Source organism: Limimaricola cinnabarinus LL-001, assembly GCF_000466965.1.
Taxonomy (GTDB): Bacteria; Pseudomonadota; Alphaproteobacteria; order Rhodobacterales; family Rhodobacteraceae; genus Limimaricola; species Limimaricola cinnabarinus.
The window spans coordinates 18,129-34,650 of record NZ_BATB01000022.1; the positions used below are offsets into that span (position 1 = coordinate 18,129).

Annotated in this window: 11 protein-coding genes and 1 pseudogene; 8 read left to right on the forward strand and 4 right to left on the reverse strand. The window is 60.5% G+C overall.

What is annotated here, in order from left to right; all coding sequences use genetic code 11:
• Positions 1-20 precede the first annotated feature (20 nt).
• The 3 genes from MBELCI_RS09365 (at position 21) to MBELCI_RS09375 (ending at position 2,960) form a co-directional block, all read left to right on the forward strand.
• Positions 21-1,211, forward strand: a complete 1,191-nt coding sequence (locus tag MBELCI_RS09365; protein WP_131505525.1) for a LacI family DNA-binding transcriptional regulator — start codon at positions 21-23, stop codon at positions 1,209-1,211.
• A 527-nt stretch (positions 1,212-1,738) separates the two neighbouring features.
• Complete coding sequence (locus tag MBELCI_RS09370; protein ID WP_045319945.1) at positions 1,739-2,044, forward strand: hypothetical protein; 306 nt, start codon at positions 1,739-1,741, stop codon at positions 2,042-2,044.
• 232 nt (positions 2,045-2,276) lie between these two features.
• A complete protein-coding gene (locus MBELCI_RS09375; RefSeq protein WP_045319946.1) occupies positions 2,277-2,960 on the forward strand; it encodes a nucleotide-binding protein in 684 nt (227 codons plus the stop codon).
• 358 nt (positions 2,961-3,318) lie between these two features.
• On the opposite strand, the gene MBELCI_RS09380 is transcribed toward MBELCI_RS09375, so the two are convergent.
• From MBELCI_RS09380 to MBELCI_RS09390, 4 genes are all read right to left on the reverse strand, one after another.
• Entirely contained in the window at positions 3,319-3,594 is a 276-nt protein-coding gene (locus MBELCI_RS09380; RefSeq protein ID WP_021693953.1) for a hypothetical protein, read from the reverse strand.
• 17 nt (positions 3,595-3,611) lie between these two features.
• Entirely contained in the window at positions 3,612-3,905 is a 294-nt protein-coding gene (locus tag MBELCI_RS21585; RefSeq protein ID WP_235047605.1) for a hypothetical protein, read from the reverse strand.
• A 4-nt stretch (positions 3,906-3,909) separates the two neighbouring features.
• A complete protein-coding gene (locus MBELCI_RS09385) occupies positions 3,910-4,629 on the reverse strand; it encodes a replication initiator protein A (RefSeq protein ID WP_235047606.1) in 720 nt (239 codons plus the stop codon).
• A gap of 476 nt (positions 4,630-5,105) precedes the next feature.
• On the reverse strand, positions 5,106-6,107 hold the full coding sequence (locus MBELCI_RS09390; protein ID WP_021693954.1) for an IS30 family transposase: 1,002 nt from the start codon (positions 6,105-6,107) through the stop codon (positions 5,106-5,108).
• Positions 6,108-7,196: 1,089 nt separating this feature from the next.
• Between MBELCI_RS09390 and MBELCI_RS09395 the strand changes: the two genes are divergently transcribed.
• From MBELCI_RS09395 to MBELCI_RS09425, 5 genes and pseudogenes are all read left to right on the forward strand, one after another.
• The gene (locus tag MBELCI_RS09395; protein WP_021693955.1) at positions 7,197-9,278 is read left to right on the forward strand and encodes an Eco57I restriction-modification methylase domain-containing protein; all 2,082 of its coding nucleotides are present in this window, start codon (positions 7,197-7,199) and stop codon (positions 9,276-9,278) included.
• 133 nt (positions 9,279-9,411) lie between these two features.
• Positions 9,412-10,377: a hypothetical protein gene (locus tag MBELCI_RS09400; RefSeq protein ID WP_045319947.1), complete on the forward strand. Its 966-nt coding sequence runs from the start codon at positions 9,412-9,414 to the stop codon at positions 10,375-10,377.
• 33 nt (positions 10,378-10,410) lie between these two features.
• Positions 10,411-11,579 (forward strand): annotated as a pseudogene (locus MBELCI_RS09410) (IS3 family transposase).
• A gap of 798 nt (positions 11,580-12,377) precedes the next feature.
• The gene (locus MBELCI_RS09420; protein ID WP_021693958.1) at positions 12,378-13,376 is read left to right on the forward strand and encodes an AAA family ATPase; all 999 of its coding nucleotides are present in this window, start codon (positions 12,378-12,380) and stop codon (positions 13,374-13,376) included.
• Positions 13,377-13,385: 9 nt separating this feature from the next.
• On the forward strand, positions 13,386-15,740 hold the full coding sequence (locus MBELCI_RS09425) for a S8 family peptidase (RefSeq protein ID WP_021693959.1): 2,355 nt from the start codon (positions 13,386-13,388) through the stop codon (positions 15,738-15,740).
• Positions 15,741-16,522: the final 782 nt, after the last annotated feature.

Below are 16,522 nucleotides of genomic sequence, written 5' to 3' on the forward strand. Positions count from 1 at the left end.
CAACCCCTCCCTGAGATTTAGTGAAATATCTCTCTTATTTACTAAACGCTACCATCTGTTTAGATTTCGTCAATCCCTTTTCTGAAAAGGGTCGTGAGGGTCATGTATCCATCGGCGCTCGGTTCTGTTTACTAAACGAGGGTGATGTCGAAAGTGATGAACTGATGAAGAACTCGGAGAAGAAGCCTGTGACTCTCAGGGAGGTCGCCGACCACGCTGGCGTTTCGGCTGCTACTGTATCGCTGGTGCTGAACCGCAAGGGAGACATCTCCGAAACCACGCGCGACAAGGTTCACGCGGCAGTTTCGGCGCTCAAGTACAAGCCCCGCGCCAGCCGGATGAAATCTGAAGCGCTGCCGACAGTGCGCTTTCTGAAGCTTGCCAAGCATGGGCAAACCGTGAACCGCGACCACAACCACTTCATCTCGGATTACATCGACGGAATGTCCGCTGAGGCCGTGAGCTGCGGCTATACTCTGGAGGTTGTCAGTCACGAAGGCGACGACATTGAAGTCGTCAGAAGCTTTCTGGAGGACCGCGCCACGCAAGGGGCCATCGTTCTCGCGACAGAGCTGTCAGGAGACGACATCCAGAAACTGAACGATTGTCGGATCCCGGTCGTGTTCATCGACGCCTATTATCCATTCCTCGAAGCAAACTTCGTGGACATGGACAACGACCAGATGATTTTCTCGGCGGTCTCCGCCCTGCTGCGCGCCGGCGCGCAACGGATAGGCTTTGTTGGCAGCCACTCGGATGTCGTGAATTTCCGCTTGCGCTCCGATGCGTTTCGAAGCGCCTGTGACGCCTTGGGCCTTTCTCTTTCGGAGGACCAGATTCTCGCCGTCCCCGCGACCCGCGAAGCGGCCTATGTCAGTGCCAAGGACCAGCTGGACCGCCTCGACTTCCTGGCGCAGGCCTATGTCTGCGCAAATGATATCGTCGCTCTTGGATTGATGCGTGCTCTCCGTGAAAGAAGCGTTTCCATCCCTGAAGATGTCGCGGTGATAGGCTTCGACAATTTGCCTATGAGCAGCATGATCTCACCTTCGCTCAGTACGATCGATGTACCAAAACGCCAGATCGGGGCCTTGGCCGTCAGAACGCTCCACGAGCTTGTCGCCGGGTCCAAACCCGCCGCTCCCACAAAGATCCTCGTTTCGGGTCGCCTCATCTTTCGGGGAAGCACAAGCGTTTCAACCGGTTCCTGAGCGGCCGGAGGACGGCCCCGTCTGATCGATCCCGCCGGGTCAGAAGTTCCTACATCGCTCTCCGACTTTGGGCCGAGGGAAGCTGAATTCATCCGGAAGCAGGTCAGCAGGGCTTCCTCGACCTGGTTACAAGCAGATTTTTGATCCTCTGTGACCCACGCGCCTGCTGCGTCTCGAACGGGGCTCATGCATCCGATAACCCGTCTCTTATCGGACATGAGCATGATACGCCCACCGGCATGCCGGACACGCCCGAAATCCCCGCCCCGATCGCCCTGCCTACCCACGTCGCCGGCTCGTCGACTCGGCGCGGGGCTATGCCGATCACGCCATCGCCGAGAACACCTGTCGGGCCTAAGCGCGCGACTGGGCCGGTTTCGCGCGCTGGTGCCGATTAAAGGGCGCAGACCCCCTGCCCTACCCGTCCGCACTCAATATCATCAGCGGCTGCTTCGGTAACTTATGTTTCTGTTTCGTTCTTGCGGAAACGGGTTAATATTTCTTCTTAGAACAGAGGGAGACTGACGATGTCGATGTACAACCCGCCAATACCGCTGCTGCAACTCATACTGTATAACCCATCGGCCCTGCCACTTTATGACCCCGCAGAGAACGGACCCGAAATCCCACCCTGGGTCCGGCAGCTCCTCAAATCTCATGCTATGGGGCAGGTGCCTGTCGTGCTGTTCTCTGACACTGAGAAGGAGAGAGGTCGATACACTTTCTGTGCTGATGTCGAGGGGTTCTACCTCGCTTGGAGATATGATGGCGAACAGGTCTATACTGTCGTGAGCGTGTGGTGCGACTTCGCAGGTGATGATCTCGAAGCATAGCAACGCCTGACCGAGAACGATTGATAAGGTATGATAAGGTTAGATAAGGTTGGATAAGATTTTATTTGATAAGGTAAGTTATGATACTGTATGATAAGGTGTGGCATCATAAGGTGTAGTAACATACGTGACCTCACCGCATCACATCAGGCCTTATGTTTTGATGATGTGTGGTGCGATGCGATCAGGTGAGGTTTGGTGAGGCAACTCACCAAGAGAAACGAGGACGAGCATGCCAGTGATCTCATTTGCGTCGATAAAGGGAGGGGTAGGTAAGAGCACCCTCGCAGTCTTGGTTGGCAGTTATCTCGCCGAGAAGTCCAGCGTCATCGTCATCGACGCTGACCAAGAGCCGAGGATTCTCGAGTGGTTTGAAGCCGAGGGCGACAAGCCAGCGGGACTGTCGGTGAGGCGATCAGATGGTGAAGCAAACATCCAGGATGAGATCGAGCGGGCAGCATCTGAGGCTGCGTTCGTCCTCGTCGATCTCGAGGGCGTCGCGAGCCGGATGGCAACGTTTGCCATGACCGAGTCTGACCTCGTGGTCGTGCCTGCTCAAGAGCGATACCTGGACATCCAAGATGCCATGAAGACCATTGCGGAAGTAGGGCGTGTTTCTCGGCAGTTGCGTCGAGAGGTGCCCGCAGTCGTTTGCCTGACCCGGACTCGTGAGGTTGGTCGCGGCACGGACGCTCGTGAGAATGCCGATGAACTCCGCAGTAACAAGGGCGTCCGCGTCATGGACTGCGAGCTACTCGAACGCGACGCGGTAGGTGCTGTTTGGTCTCATGCTACATCCCTTGGTCGTCTGACAGACCCCAGAGGCGGTCGCGATCGAGCACGCGAGAACGTGGCGGCTCTGGTGGCCGAGCTGCTTGAAATACTTCGATCCAATAGGGCAGGGGAGGCAGCTTAATGGCAAGACGGGGATTCAGTATGGAAGCACCAGAATCCGCTACGGATGAGGCAAAGGTTTCCGATCGCGTCGAGAGGGCTGAGGCGGACAGCCTCGAGGACTTTCGGCCTCGACCTCCGCGTCAAGCTCCTAAGCCAGAACCTGTCAGGAAGCGAGCGCCGGAGAAGCATACAGAGGGCGGCTGGCCGTCGCGTGAGGCCAAAGTGGAAGCTGAGAAGGAGAAAACCGTCCAGCTCCATATTCATGGCCCTCAAAGTGTAGCTGACCGTTTCAATGCTATGTGCAAAGAAGATCGCAGGAGCCGGTGGGCGATGCTTGAAATCCTCATGGACAAGGCAGAGGGCAAGCGATAACTTTCTTAGCCCACAACCGCCTCCGTTTCGAATCCGCCCGCGGTGATCTGACCTCTATCTTCTTCGCTGCCGCTCAGCGTATCCAAGAGTCCGACCTGCCGCCCGCCGTCACTGAAGTCGGCATGACAGCCATTTTTGGCGAAATGGATCAGTTGCGTCAACTTTTTGACCATGTTGTTGAGGAAAGGCAGGGCGCCGGTGATGAGGGCGTTCTTGGTGACTTGGCACGCGTTGAGCAGATGCGCACCGAGCTCGCTGACATCATCGCGGCAAGGAACCATGCTTCAGCCTTACTGAATCACGGCTTACCGCGCTTTTCGAACCACTTTCGACAGAATCCCAAGAATGCCATCTCCGGGTTCTTGGGAGCCTCTGTCGCCCAGTCACGCCACTCCCGCTCGATCATTCTGATGTCCCAACCAGGCGCCACCTGTCGTGCCATCTCGTAAATTTCCGGGTCGAGAGTAGGGATGGAGATGGTTTCGATAAACTCAGATGGCACGGTGCCGCGCGAACGGAATGTGACCATCTCGTCATCGACACTAAGCGAATAGTCCGGGAGATGATCCTGATCTGCGATATCACGAAGCAAGTATCTAAACTGCTTCAACGGCGACCGAGACCCTGACTTTTTTTAAGAGCAGCTCATCATTACATCGCCACTCTTTTTGAGCACCGCAATGCTTTCTCGCAAGCTCATAGATTCTGCGCTCGAGTGGTTTCTTGAGACGAAAGTAATCACGGTGCAGAGTTAGAACTTCGTGCTTCTGAATAGCATTAAAGACCCAGTCTGAAAGCGTTAGCTCGACCCATAGTAATCTACCATCAAGACCGAATTTTCGACGAACAGACGAGCTTTCGATAAGTCCAAAAGTATCTATTTGCTCCTCATCGCCTGTGCGAATATTTGTTGTAATCATTGTACCCCGAAGCCTTTCGAGGCTCTGTATTAGAGCAGTATAGTCTTTCCCCCCAGTGCCGCGGTTCGTAAAGCGTAAAAAATCTCGGGAGTTAATCCGGACTCGCTTACCTACTTTGTTACCAGCATTCAACTCTGACATTATCTGGCTGATTGCATAGATAAGGATGTCTTTATCGTAGATCGTTGCCAAGCCCTTCACGGAGGGCGTTATTTCGATCCACAATCCATTATGCTCATACCTTCGGACACTGGTATCTGGTTTCTTCGAGAGGGAGTAGAACGGATGCTCCATCTCTTGCATGAAGTCCTTGAGAACCGCATCACCCACGTCGCAGATGAACAGATCCTTTTCGGGGTAGCGTTCAGGAGAAAGATTCGGGGTTTCTGTGACCATGCCCTACAGTTCGGGGAATCTGTGACCGAAGTCAAGGATTCGGGGAATCTATGACCCATGACCACATGTTCGGGGTTTCTGTGACCGAAACATGAGTTCGGGGTTTCTGTGACCGATGTCTGGGAAACAGTGACAAATGTTCGGGGTATCTGTGACCGGAACTTATATTTTGTACTGATAATACAGTAACTTACGGATCATTCTGTGAGCCTTAACACACTATTTAACACATACTAACACTCAGCACCCTGTGGATAACTCATGACAGCGGCTCGAAGCGACCGTGACCCTGTGCAAGAAAGATGACCTCACCGTCGCAATCGATAGGACGACAGCGCGCGAAAAGGCCGGAAAGGGTGAAGTCGGGACCGAAGTATGCTAAGAGCATCTGGGGACTGACTTTCAAGCAGATGCTACATTTTCGACGGTGAGCGATACTTGGACCGCGACTCCGCGATGGGTTCAGGGTAGGGCGCTCACGTCCTCGTCTCCAGCATCTTGGCCCGGAACACCTCCGCGGGGGTCTTCCATCCGAGGCATTTGCGCGGCGTGGCGTTCAGCCGGTCGCAGATCTCGCGGATGTCGCGGTCCGAGAGTTTGCCGATGTCGCGTTCCCGGGGCAGCCAGCGGCGGGCACGACGGTTGGTGTTCTCGACCGTGCCCTTCTGCCAGGGCGCGGAGGGGTCACAGAACCACGTGCGCGTGCCGATCTCAGCCTGGAGATGCGGCCATGAGACGAACTCGGTGCCGCGGTCGAAGGTGATCGATCTGCGCGCTGGCTGGGGCAGCGCACGGATGGCCGCGATGACCTTGTCCATGACGGGCCGGGTCCGCTTGTCGGCGTTCTTCAGCAGCACGGTGAAGCGACTGACGCGTTCGACGAGAGAAGTCACGCTGGCGGAGCCGAACCGCTGCCGAAACAGCATCAAGTCAGCTTCCCAATGACCGAACTGAGAGCGCTGCGCCACGGCTTCGGGTCGAAACAGGATGCTGACATCGCGATGGAATTTCGGCGCACGGCGCTTGCGGGCGCGTCTCGGGCGGCGGGCCCTGCGATGGGTCGGCAGATACCACCAGAGCTCTTCGCACAGGCCTTCCTTGGCGTAGATGTAGCGATAGATCGTTTCCTGGCAGACCCGCAGCGGCGCGTGCTCCATGCGCATTCGACCGGCGATCTGCTCCGGCGTCCAACCATCCTTGATCCGCTCGACGACCTGATCGCACAGCTGCGGATGCCGGATCAGCTTGCGCTGGCGGGCGCGGCGATCGCTGGTTCTCAGCTGAGCGGCCATCGCAAAGTAGCCCACGACCTTGGGCATGCAGGGGTCCTGGAAATGGTTGCGTCGGAGCTCGCGGAAGATGGTCGAGCGGTGGCGGCGCAGCACCCGCGCCATCTCGTTCACGGACACTCTGGCATGACGCCAACGCTCGATCTTGCGGCGCTCCTCGAGCGTCAGCTGCGCGTAAACACGTCCCATACTGGAAAACTCCTGTTTGATAGGGCATTGTTTTCAAACAAGAGTCGCAGTTGGAAGTAGCGCGCGCCGCTACACGCGATTCATGCGTATAATGATAATTATGTATAGTTTCGAATTGAGGCGGCGCTGGCAGGCCGCGAGAAGTTGCTCGATCGCTATCAGGTTCTTTGCAGCGGTGGCAGCAACGCGGCAGAGCCTGCCTATCAACTCGATAATCTCGACGATGGTTAGCTCGCAGGGTACTGTCGGGGTGGATTAGGTCACTTGAATGTCCTTGTCTGTTTAATCCCGCGATCCGGTCCGGACGGCGATGGCGCCCGCGTCTGGGCCTAATCAGGAATTAGTGCTGGTCGGTTCTACGCGGAAACGGATTTCTTTCGCTGGTTGCGCCTCGCTGAAAGCGGGCCATCGACGTAGCTTGCGGAAGCCCTGGAGTACCGTGTGCCATGGTCTTGGCAGCGTGCAATCTGCGATGCCCGCCGCGACACCGCGGGTCACGTCTCTCTTAGGCACGGACCCTTGCATGCTGCTGCGGCCGCTCGCCGGAGCCCACGCTACCCTTCAGTGCCAATCCCCAAAAACAATCTCACTGTCAGGCCGTCGGCGCGGCCGAAGGCGGCGCTGGCGAGCGCTTCCTTCCATTTCTTTTTGTTCTTCTTGTTCTTCTTATTCAGGGGGCGAAATATCCTCTTCCCGGCAGTGACTTGCGAGGATATTGGACGCAGAAACCCGACGCAGGGACGCAGAAAACCGGGCCAAGGACGCAGAAACTCGTGCAACGGACGCAGAAACCCGGACATCGGACGCAAAAGTCCGCGCGGTGCCGGGTCCTCCGGACGGGGCTGCCGGAGCCCTCTTAAGGACCTCCGCTGCCATTCCGTCTCGGCGCTGGAGAGCGGACGTGGCAATGGCGAGCTGGTGCGATGGGTTGCCATAGGGAGAGGACAGGTCACGAACCCCGCCCGAGGCCGACGGTGCGGCCCGGCGCGCAAGGGACTTTCGCTGCCTTGGCAAAATAAATCACCGCATCGATTTCCGCGGCGATTCAAACGGTCCGATCTGATCCTTATCAGCTCACAGGACCTCCCAATGACCCTTCACACGACCCTCTCGATCGACACCTCGGCCGGCCTTGTCCCGGATGTGACTTCGCTTCTCGACCCCATTCTTGTCGCCGAGGTGCCGCCCCTGCTGCGCGAGGCCGCATGGCTCACCGCCGACCTGCCCGAGGCCGTGGCGCTCGATCTGGCACGAAGCATGGTCCATCTCGCGGCTCGCACCGCCTGGGCCGCGCAGGCCCCCGACCTGCCGCTGCGGGCGTTTCCTGCAAGCGTCGACGATCGGGGCATACCGGATCCGGCATACGCCCCTGAGAAAGCGCAGGACCTGGCCCGGGCGGTCGGTCGGCTGGCAGGGCTGGGCACGGTCGCACAGGCCACCTCGACGCTCGGTGCCCTTTACACATCGCTGCTGCCGCGCCCGCAACGCAAGGCGCACGGCGTCTACTACACGCCCCCCACTCTGGCCGCGCTGATGACCGAGCGCGCGGGCGAGGCCGGCATCGACTGGCACCGGGCCCGGGTCATCGATCCCGCCTGCGGCGCCGGGGCGCTCCTGCTTCCGACCCTCGAGCGCATGCTGGCGCGCCTTGCGGACCAGCCGGCCGGACATGTGCTCGACGAGATCGGCCGGCGTCTGCGCGGGATCGATCTCGACCCGGTGGCGGCCTGGATCGCGCAGGTCGGTGTCGACATGCGTCTCGCCCCCTGGTGCCGTCAGACCGGGCGGCCGGCGCCGCGCGTCGCCCACGCCGGCTGTGGCCTTGCCGCCAGTGCCGAGGACGGCTGCTACGACCTCGTGCTCGCCAACCCGCCCTATGGCCAGCTGCGCCTCGACGCCGCCACCCGCGCCCGGTTTGCGCAGAGCATCAATGGCCGCGCCAACCTCTACGCCCTGTTCTGCCAGCGGGCGGTCGAGTTAACCCGCCCCGGCGGCGCGCTTGTCCTGCTCACGCCCACGGGGTTTCTCGGAGGTGAGTACTTCGCGGCCCTGCGCCGCTACCTGGCGACCGAGGCGGCACCGCTGTCGATCGAGACCATCACCGCGCGAAAGGGGGTTTTCGAGGGTGTCCAGCAGGAAACGGTGGTGACCACCTGCCGTCGTGCGGACGGCGCTGGCGAGGGTGGGCAGGGCCACGTCGAGATGCGGGCGCTGCATGTGGGCTCCGACGACGTCGTGGTGGAGCCGCTCGGCCTTCACCTGCTGCCCGCGGCCGCCGGGGCGCCGTGGCTGCTGCCGCGGCGGGGGTCGCAGCACGCGATTGCGCGGGCGATGGGCACCATGCCCGCCCGGCTGGCCGACTGGGGCTACGAGGTGCGCACGGGGCCGGTCGATGGCAGCGACCGGTCGCGGGAGGACTGCGCGGGGACCGCGGGCGCTGTCCCGATGCTGTGGCCCGAGGCCGTCTCGGCGCAGGGCCTCGATTGGCCGCGCGCCAAGCGTGGGCGGAGCGCGTGGTACCGGGCCACTGGGCAGGAGATGAAACTGGTGACGCGGCCCTGCCTGCTGCTACAGCGGACCACCGCGCTCGAGCAGCCGCGCCGGCTCGTCGCGGCGGTGCTGGAGGTGGACCTGCTGCAATCCCATGGTGCCGTGGCGATCGAGAACCACCTCAACATCCTCGCGCCGGTCGGGCCGTGCCCCGCCGTGCCGCTCGAAGTGCTCTGCGCGGTGTTCAACAGCGTAGCAGCAAGCGAGGCCTTCCGCTGCCTGAGCGGCTCCACCGCCGTCTCGGCCTATGAGCTGCGGCACCTACCGCTGCCTGACCCGGCCGCGCTGGTGCCGCTTTCGGCCCTCGTGGCCGCCGGCGCCGATCCCGAGGCGATCGAGGCCGAATGCCTGCGGCTATATGCCGGGGACCTGCCTGCCGCCGAAGCCCGGCCCGGCCAGGATGCCGCGATCATCTGTCGAGGATGGGCCGCCCGTCGGCCGGCCCACCGCGGCTGGGTTCCGAAGGACGTCCCTGCCCCGGGAAGGACCCTCGCGCCAGCGCTTGACCCGAAGCTTTTCGGCAAAGGCCCAGCGGCTCCTGCAGCCACGCTTGGTGATGATCTCGTAGGCAGGCGTGAGTACGGATTAGGCATATGCCTAAGCTTCTATGGCTATTGCTAAGTGTCAGGTCGAAACGGGAGGCCGTTCATAAACTGTGGTTCGAGCAATGACATCGACCGATCCTCTCCGTGTGAATCGAGACCTACCCGATTCTGCGTTTCCGCGTTTAAAGCGAGAGACCAATATTGGCTGTATGATAACGCTTCATGACATCCTCACCCACGGCCAGCGCGCTGAAGACGCGGGCGACCCGCTGGTCCTCAACTGGCAACAGGTTCTCAATAACCTGAGCCTCCTTGACCATGCCTGCGGTGGGCTCGAGCAGATCCTGATCCCGGCCTTCGCGGACTGGTTTCCGAAGGATTTTCAGGATCTCGCACCTGAGATACAGAGCAAGCTTCCCGGAGCCCGGACATACATTACGGCTCGCAGAGAAGTCTCGCGGCTCCTGACCCTCTTCGGGTACGTCGAAGATCCTTGGGAAGCCCTGCGTGTGCAGATCCGGAACGTCGGAGGCGAAGAACTTGAGCGCCGCCTGTGGGCATTGATGACGCCTGCTCGCGATGCCGGGCTGGCGCCCTGCGATATCCGGGCTGACTGGGTATGGGACCTCGATGCGGAAAAGGGCATCGCAAGTCCAGAGCAGGAGTTGCGCAGGCAGCAACGAGAGAAACTTCGCGTCCCGGCCGCCGACCTGAGCACAAGCCTGCGCCAGACGCTTCGTGCGGCCGTTGTGGCCTTCGATGAGCTCTTCGATATACACGAAATCGTCGAGAGCGGCTTGCTGCCGCCGGAGAGGGTCGGCGCGGCTCCCGAGTACGATCGGCTCGGACGGCGACGTGTTGCCCTCCCACCGACGCTATCTAAGCTCTACGCAGAGTCTCCGCTCGCAGGCGTGGCGGGGTTGCCGCAGCTTTGGCATATTGTCAGCGTCTCAGGCATGCTCTCTTTGCCCGAAGATCCCTCGACCGACGAACTGTACGCCCTATGGCCGCAAATCAAGGGGCTGCCCAAGTCTGTGACTGGAATCTCTGCATCGAGCTGGACGACATACATCCAGAGATCCCGGCGCACGCTACTCCCCCATTTGACCCGTCCGATGCAGGGCCGGTCCTCTTCGCTCCCACTGGCCTGCCCCCTGAAAAGTGGCCCTCCCTGAAGTAGGCTTTCGAGCCAGATGGAGGATGCAGGAATGCCCCAGAAGAAGCACAAGCCGGAAGAGATCGTCGTGAAGCTCCGGCAGGTCGACGTCCTGGTGTCTCAAGGCCGGACGGTGTCCGAAGCTGTGCGCACCATCGGCGTGACGCAGTTCACGTATTACCGGTGGCGCAAGGAGTTCGGTGGATTGAAGACCAATCAGGTGAAGCGCTTGAAGGAGCTCGAGAAGGAGAACGAGCGGCTGCGCAAAGCCGTCTCCGACCTGACGCTCGAGAAGCTGATCCTGAAGGAGGCGGCCTCGGGAAACTTCTGAGCCCCGCCTGCCGCCGTGCCTGCGTCGACCACGTCCGTCAAAAGCTCCGTGTCTCGGAGCGGTTTGCCTGCCACGTGCTCGGGCAGCACCGCTCGACCCAGCGGAAGACGCCGCGCGGACGAGCCGATGACGATGCGCTGACTGCGGACATCATCGCGCTCGCCGGTCGGTTTGGCCGCTATGGCTACCGTCGTATCACCGCGCTCCTCCGGGAGGCTGGATGGGCAGTGAACGTGAAGCGCGTCGAGCGGATCTGGCGGCGGGAGGGGCTGAAGGTCCCGCAGAAGCAACCGAAGAAAGGTCGGCTTTGGCTGGGCGACGGGTCGTGCATCCGTCTGCGACCAGAGCGGCCAAACCATGTCTGGTCCTACGACTTTGTCGAGAGCCGGACCCATGATGGGAGGAAGTTTCGCATGCTCAACGTCGTCGACGAGTTCACCCGGGAATGCCTGGCGATCCGTATCAACCGGAAGCTTAACTCGACCGCCGTGGTCGACGTCTTGACCGATCTCTTCATTCTGCGGGGGGTGCCAAGCTATGTTCGGTCAGATAATGGCCCGGAGTTTATTGCCAAAGCCGTCCGGGACTGGATCGATGCCGTCGGTGCGAAAACGGCTTTCATCGAGCCCAGTAGCCCATGGGAGAACGGCTACTGCGAAAGCTTCAATTCGAAGCTGCGCGACGAGCTACTGGACGGCGAGATATTCCACTCGCTCGCCGAGGCACATGTGGTGATCGAGGCATGGCGGGTCCATTATAAGACCGCGCGGCCGCACTCGTCTCTGGGCTATCGTCCACCCGCGCCAGAGGCCGTTCAATGGCCTTCAAACGAAGGTGGATCACCCCCGCCCAACGCACCAAGAGTGGCACCGAAACCCGTCATGCACTAAGACTGAAACCGGACTACCCGATTGGGGCAGGCCACCGGACTCTGCACACTGATACAAGAATATTTTAACATTATTGTTGTTGAATATAATAATATATACACGAGAAAGTCTAACTTTGGTCGTTAGAGTTTCTTAGACAAGGTTAGTCTGGTCTTCTGGTCAATGCAGGCGCCGCAAAGCTCGCCGCACATGCCACCAGAACCATCCAGGGACGCGATCCAACTCCCACCGCGCGGAATGCGTCATACCCCGACCAAGCCCCTTATCGGATGTGTTGCAGACCAGGCCAAGACGGCGCCGCCCCAATGGCCGCTCCGAGCCCGAACTGCCCGCGTGAGGGGCGGAAGTCTTCGCAGCTGCAACATGAGCTGATCTGGCATGAACGGCCCACAGCTGACCTTGGTGGTCCGTGCGGCGAATGGCAGCATCGTGCCCAGCTTGCCGAATGCTGTAAAGTGTGCGAACGGCGGCTTTGACGACACGGGCTACGTGTTCAGCCGCATGTTCCATTGGGATCGAGACCCTGCCGCCGCAGCATTTGAAATGCCCGTGCAAATGATATTGTAACGGTCAATCAGTTTCGCTCGGCGGTGCTGCGGGGGGGCGCGTGACGACAGGATCCGTTTCGGCAGGGCCCATTCGGACTGTATCGATTGATGAGATTTGACTGTGACGACCTGAAGTGCCGTTGGGGCAGCATTTCAATCACATGATCTCGCTGCGGGGACGCAAGGGCTTCAATTGTCGTTGGAAAGGCCCTCACCGAACATGTAGGGTGAAAAGAACAAGTGAGGCGAGATGGCGCGCGGCGAACTGATGAAGAAGCTCATAACGAGCTACGGTCGGGATGATAAGTTCCGCACCGTGGTCGAGCAGATCATTGGCGAGGAGGAACGCAAAGGCAATCGCGTGCTTGCAGGCTCTCTGCGTACGTCTCTCGATCGCCTCGGTGAAGGTGCGACCCGAACGGCTCCCGAAACTAAGCTCCTACCCTTCCCGGACGAAGCCCGCGATTTTATCCAGCGGGTCGAGCCGAAGCGTACGCCAGCTGAGCTTCACCTGTCGCAGGAGAACACCGAACTCTTCGCCGGCATCATCCGCGAATTCCGGCAGGCGGACCGCCTACGCCGCCATGGTCTCGACGTGCGCTCTAAACTGCTCTTCTGTGGCCCGCCGGGGGCAGGGAAAACCATGTGCGCCGAGGTGTTCGCCGGCGAGCTGGGACTGCCCTTCTTCCACGTGCGCCTCGACAGCCTCGTGTCGTCATATCTCGGTGAAACGGCCACCAACATCCGCAAGACCTTCGAGTTCGCCCGGCGCCAGCCTTGCGTCCTCTTCTTCGACGAGTTCGACGCGCTGGCGCGATCGCGGGAGGAGACGACCGAGACCGGTGAGTTGCGCCGTGTGGTCAACAGTCTCCTGATGTTCATTGAGCAGATCGAGCCCGGCGGATTTCTGATTGCGGCAACGAACCTCGCGGGGCAGCTGGATCCAGCGATTTGGCGGAGATTCGACGAGGTGGTCTGGTTCGACCTACCCGACGCGCGGATGATCGAAGCCTATCTGCGCCACGCCTTCCGCAACGTGGCGACCTCAATTGATCCGACGACCTATGTCGAGCGCCTGACGGGAAGCTCTTATGCGGAACTGGCCCGGATCACCCAACAAGCGATCAAGCTGTCGATCCTTGATGGCAACACGGGTATGACCGACGGCCATCTGCGCTCGGCCCTGCGCAATTCGGAGCGCCGGCGTGCGAGGACGTACAAAAGTGGCGCGGAAGCCACTTCAGTATAGGAAGTCGGGATGGCCCAGCTCGACCACCTGCAGCTGATACGTGCTCGTGTGCCGATCGGGAGGCGCAAAACCGGCGGCGGCGGCCCCCCACCCAGACGAGGCGGCGGTCACGGCGGCGCCCTCCAGGCGGAGACCCAAGCTGCGGTGGCGGAGCAGCAAGCCGCAAAGCCAGCCGCCTTCATTGATCCATCCCTACTCCTCCGCGTCCAAGTGGATGGGCATATCGCTGAGAGCGAGTGGGAGAGGCTCGGCCTCTCGGTCGTCTCCAGCGATGCGGATCGCTCTGTCCTGCTCTTCTCCTCGACGGGCGACTTGACCGAATTTGTGGACCGCCTCAGTAAGTTCGATGCTCCCCCCATCAACCCAGATCAGAAGAACCCTAACTACGCCGGCCTTGTGGGTCGGATTGACGGGATCCGCGGACTCGCGCCGCGGGATCGGCTCGGACCGAAGATCAAAGGCGAGGGCTTCACCGAAGCCGAGGATCTTCAAGACGATGTTCGGTACGTCCTCGACATCGAACTCTGGGAGTTTAGCACCCGGCCCCGGCGCGAAGCTAAGGTGGCGGAGATCGAACAGTTCCTGATCGCCCAAGGTGGGGCCGTTTACGACACCTATATTGGGCCCTCCATCACCGTGATGCGTGTGGAGGCGTTGGGGCGTGGCCTCCGGCCCCTCCTCGGGGTGCCCGAGATCGCGATCATTGATCTACCCCCGGAGCCGGATCTCGCAGCCCAGCCAATGGTGGCCCTGAACGCGGGCGGGATCCCGCCCGTCCTTGAACTGGCGGAGGATGCGCCGGTCATCGGCGTCCTCGACAGCGGCGTAAATGATCATCCCCTCCTGAACGGGCTCGTCGTCGCTCGTCACCTCGGCGAGGGCATCGTTGACGCTGCCGATGTTTGGGGACACGGCACTTCCGTCGCAGGAACGGCGCTCTTTGGTGATCTGCGTGACGCGATCACGGCGAATGCCCTGAAACCGGTCGGACGGCTGGCCGTTGCCAAGGTCGTGGGCGACAATGGCCGGTTCTCGGATCGACGCACCGTGCCCCATGTAATGGATACGGCAATCCGTACGCTCCACGCGGACACAGGCTGTAGGCTGTTCGTAATGTCCCTTGGCGATACGAACGCCAACCTTCCACAAGGTAGAGTCGGTCCTTGGGCCGCGACCCTCGACGCGCTTGCTCGCGAGCTCGACGTACTAATTGTCGTCTCCGCCGGCAATCGAGGGCGGCCAAGACCCTTCATGGCAGCTACGTCCGAGGAACTGGTAACCGTATACCCCACCTACCTGCTCGAACCTGAAAACCGGTTGGCCGAGCCGGCGGGCGCGGCGAACGTCATGACGGTCGGTGCGGTGGCGGGAGGAACCGGTCTCGACGCCCGGCATGTTCAGGATGCAAATGTGCGGCCAATCACGCAGGAATGGGGCGAGCCCTCGCCTTTCACACGGGTCGGACCTGGGGCCGGCGGTGTACGGAAGCCCGACGTCGTCGACCTTGGCGGGACAGCGGTCTTCGACGTGCCTTCGATCAGCTTGACTGGCGCGCCACATCTGCCCGCAGCGGGGGTGATTACGCTGCATCATCGTTACACGGAGCAGTTCCTCACTGCCGCCGGGGGCACATCCTTCGCCGCGCCGCTGTTGGTCCACAAGGCCGCGCGTTTGCTACGTCGTATGCCCAATGCGTCTGCCAATCTCTTACGAGCACTTCTCGTGGGCGCAGCGCGCTCGCCCGATGCCTTAGAACGACGGTTGGGGGCAATGACGACCGCCGAGCGCGTCAGGATCGGAGGTAATGGGGTCGTTGATCCCATCCGAGCCGCCTATTCTGATGACCATCGTGTCGTCCTTTACGCTGAGGACGCCTTGGAGATGGATCAATTCGCAGTCTACCGCCTGCCTATCCCACCCGAGTTCCGAGCGGGTGGGGATCGTACGATCCGGGTCTCCCTTGCCTTCGACCCGCCCGTCCGCCGCACGCGGAATGACTATCTCGGCACCAAAATGGATTTCCGACTCCTGCGAGGCATCGACGAGGCTGAGCTCTTTGAACACTTCCGCGATCGGGACAAGATGTTGGAGGGGGCAGCGCCAGCCGTGCCGTCAAAGTTTAAGTGCAAGCTCCAACCCGGGTCGGATGAGCGGGCGAATAACACTCTTCAGACGGCCTCTGTCACTTTCAAGCGTGATACGGGGGAGTATGGAGAGGTCTACTACCTCGTCGTGCGGTGCCTGTCCCATTGGGCGGTGGACCAAGTTCTCGATCAGCGGTTCGCCGTCGTCGTGGAACTTGAGCATCGACCAGAAATCAGGATTTACAACCGAATTCGTGAGCGCGTGCAGGTACGTGTCTAATTCTTGGAAAAAGCAGCGATCTGAGGGTGGGACAGTTTCACCACGTATGCTCGGGTTAACCGGACCTTCCTGCATAGCGCAGCGAAAGTCCGCCGAGCGGACCTCGGTCCGGATTGCGGCGAATGGCAGCTTCCCGCCCTTCTTGACCAAGGCCTTCGCAGACGCAGCGGCGATCGAGCAAATGCAGCGAACGGCGGCGAGGTCCGCAGAGCCGACCTTCGCCCGACCTGCGGCGAATGTCGGCTCAGCGCCCATATCGTAGGGGACGACTGCTCCTGATAGAAGCTTCATCACTTTCCGTGCATGATCCGCAGGATCCTGTTGCGTGTCGTCAGTAACAAGGCGTGGCACTTGGCAGCGTCATAGAATCTGCGACGAGTTGTATGCAGATCGGCGCTGCGATCGTGTTTGGGCCCAAGGTTGCCATCTCTTGGGCGCCGCGCAACCTCAGCCTCGAAGATCGGCTCGACTGAGCGTCTGTTTCTCATCGAATGATCCGCAACAATCAGACTCGAATAGGAAAAATCGGAACGGTCGGAATTCCTCTTCACAACCAACCCAACCGTTCGAAAGCCCCGCCTCACCTGCCGCCGTGTCGTCCGAGTCCTGACTTTGGCCGCGTGCTTCGCTCATCTTCTGCTCTTGCGCGGCAATACGCAGAGCTGATGCCTGCCAAGGGGAAGCGTGGCCCTGTCCGCGCTTCTGTCTCTTCCCGTGATGTCCGCCTGATCCACGCCAGTGTGTCCGGCTAATGAACATTTTTTTCCGACTGAGCCTACTTT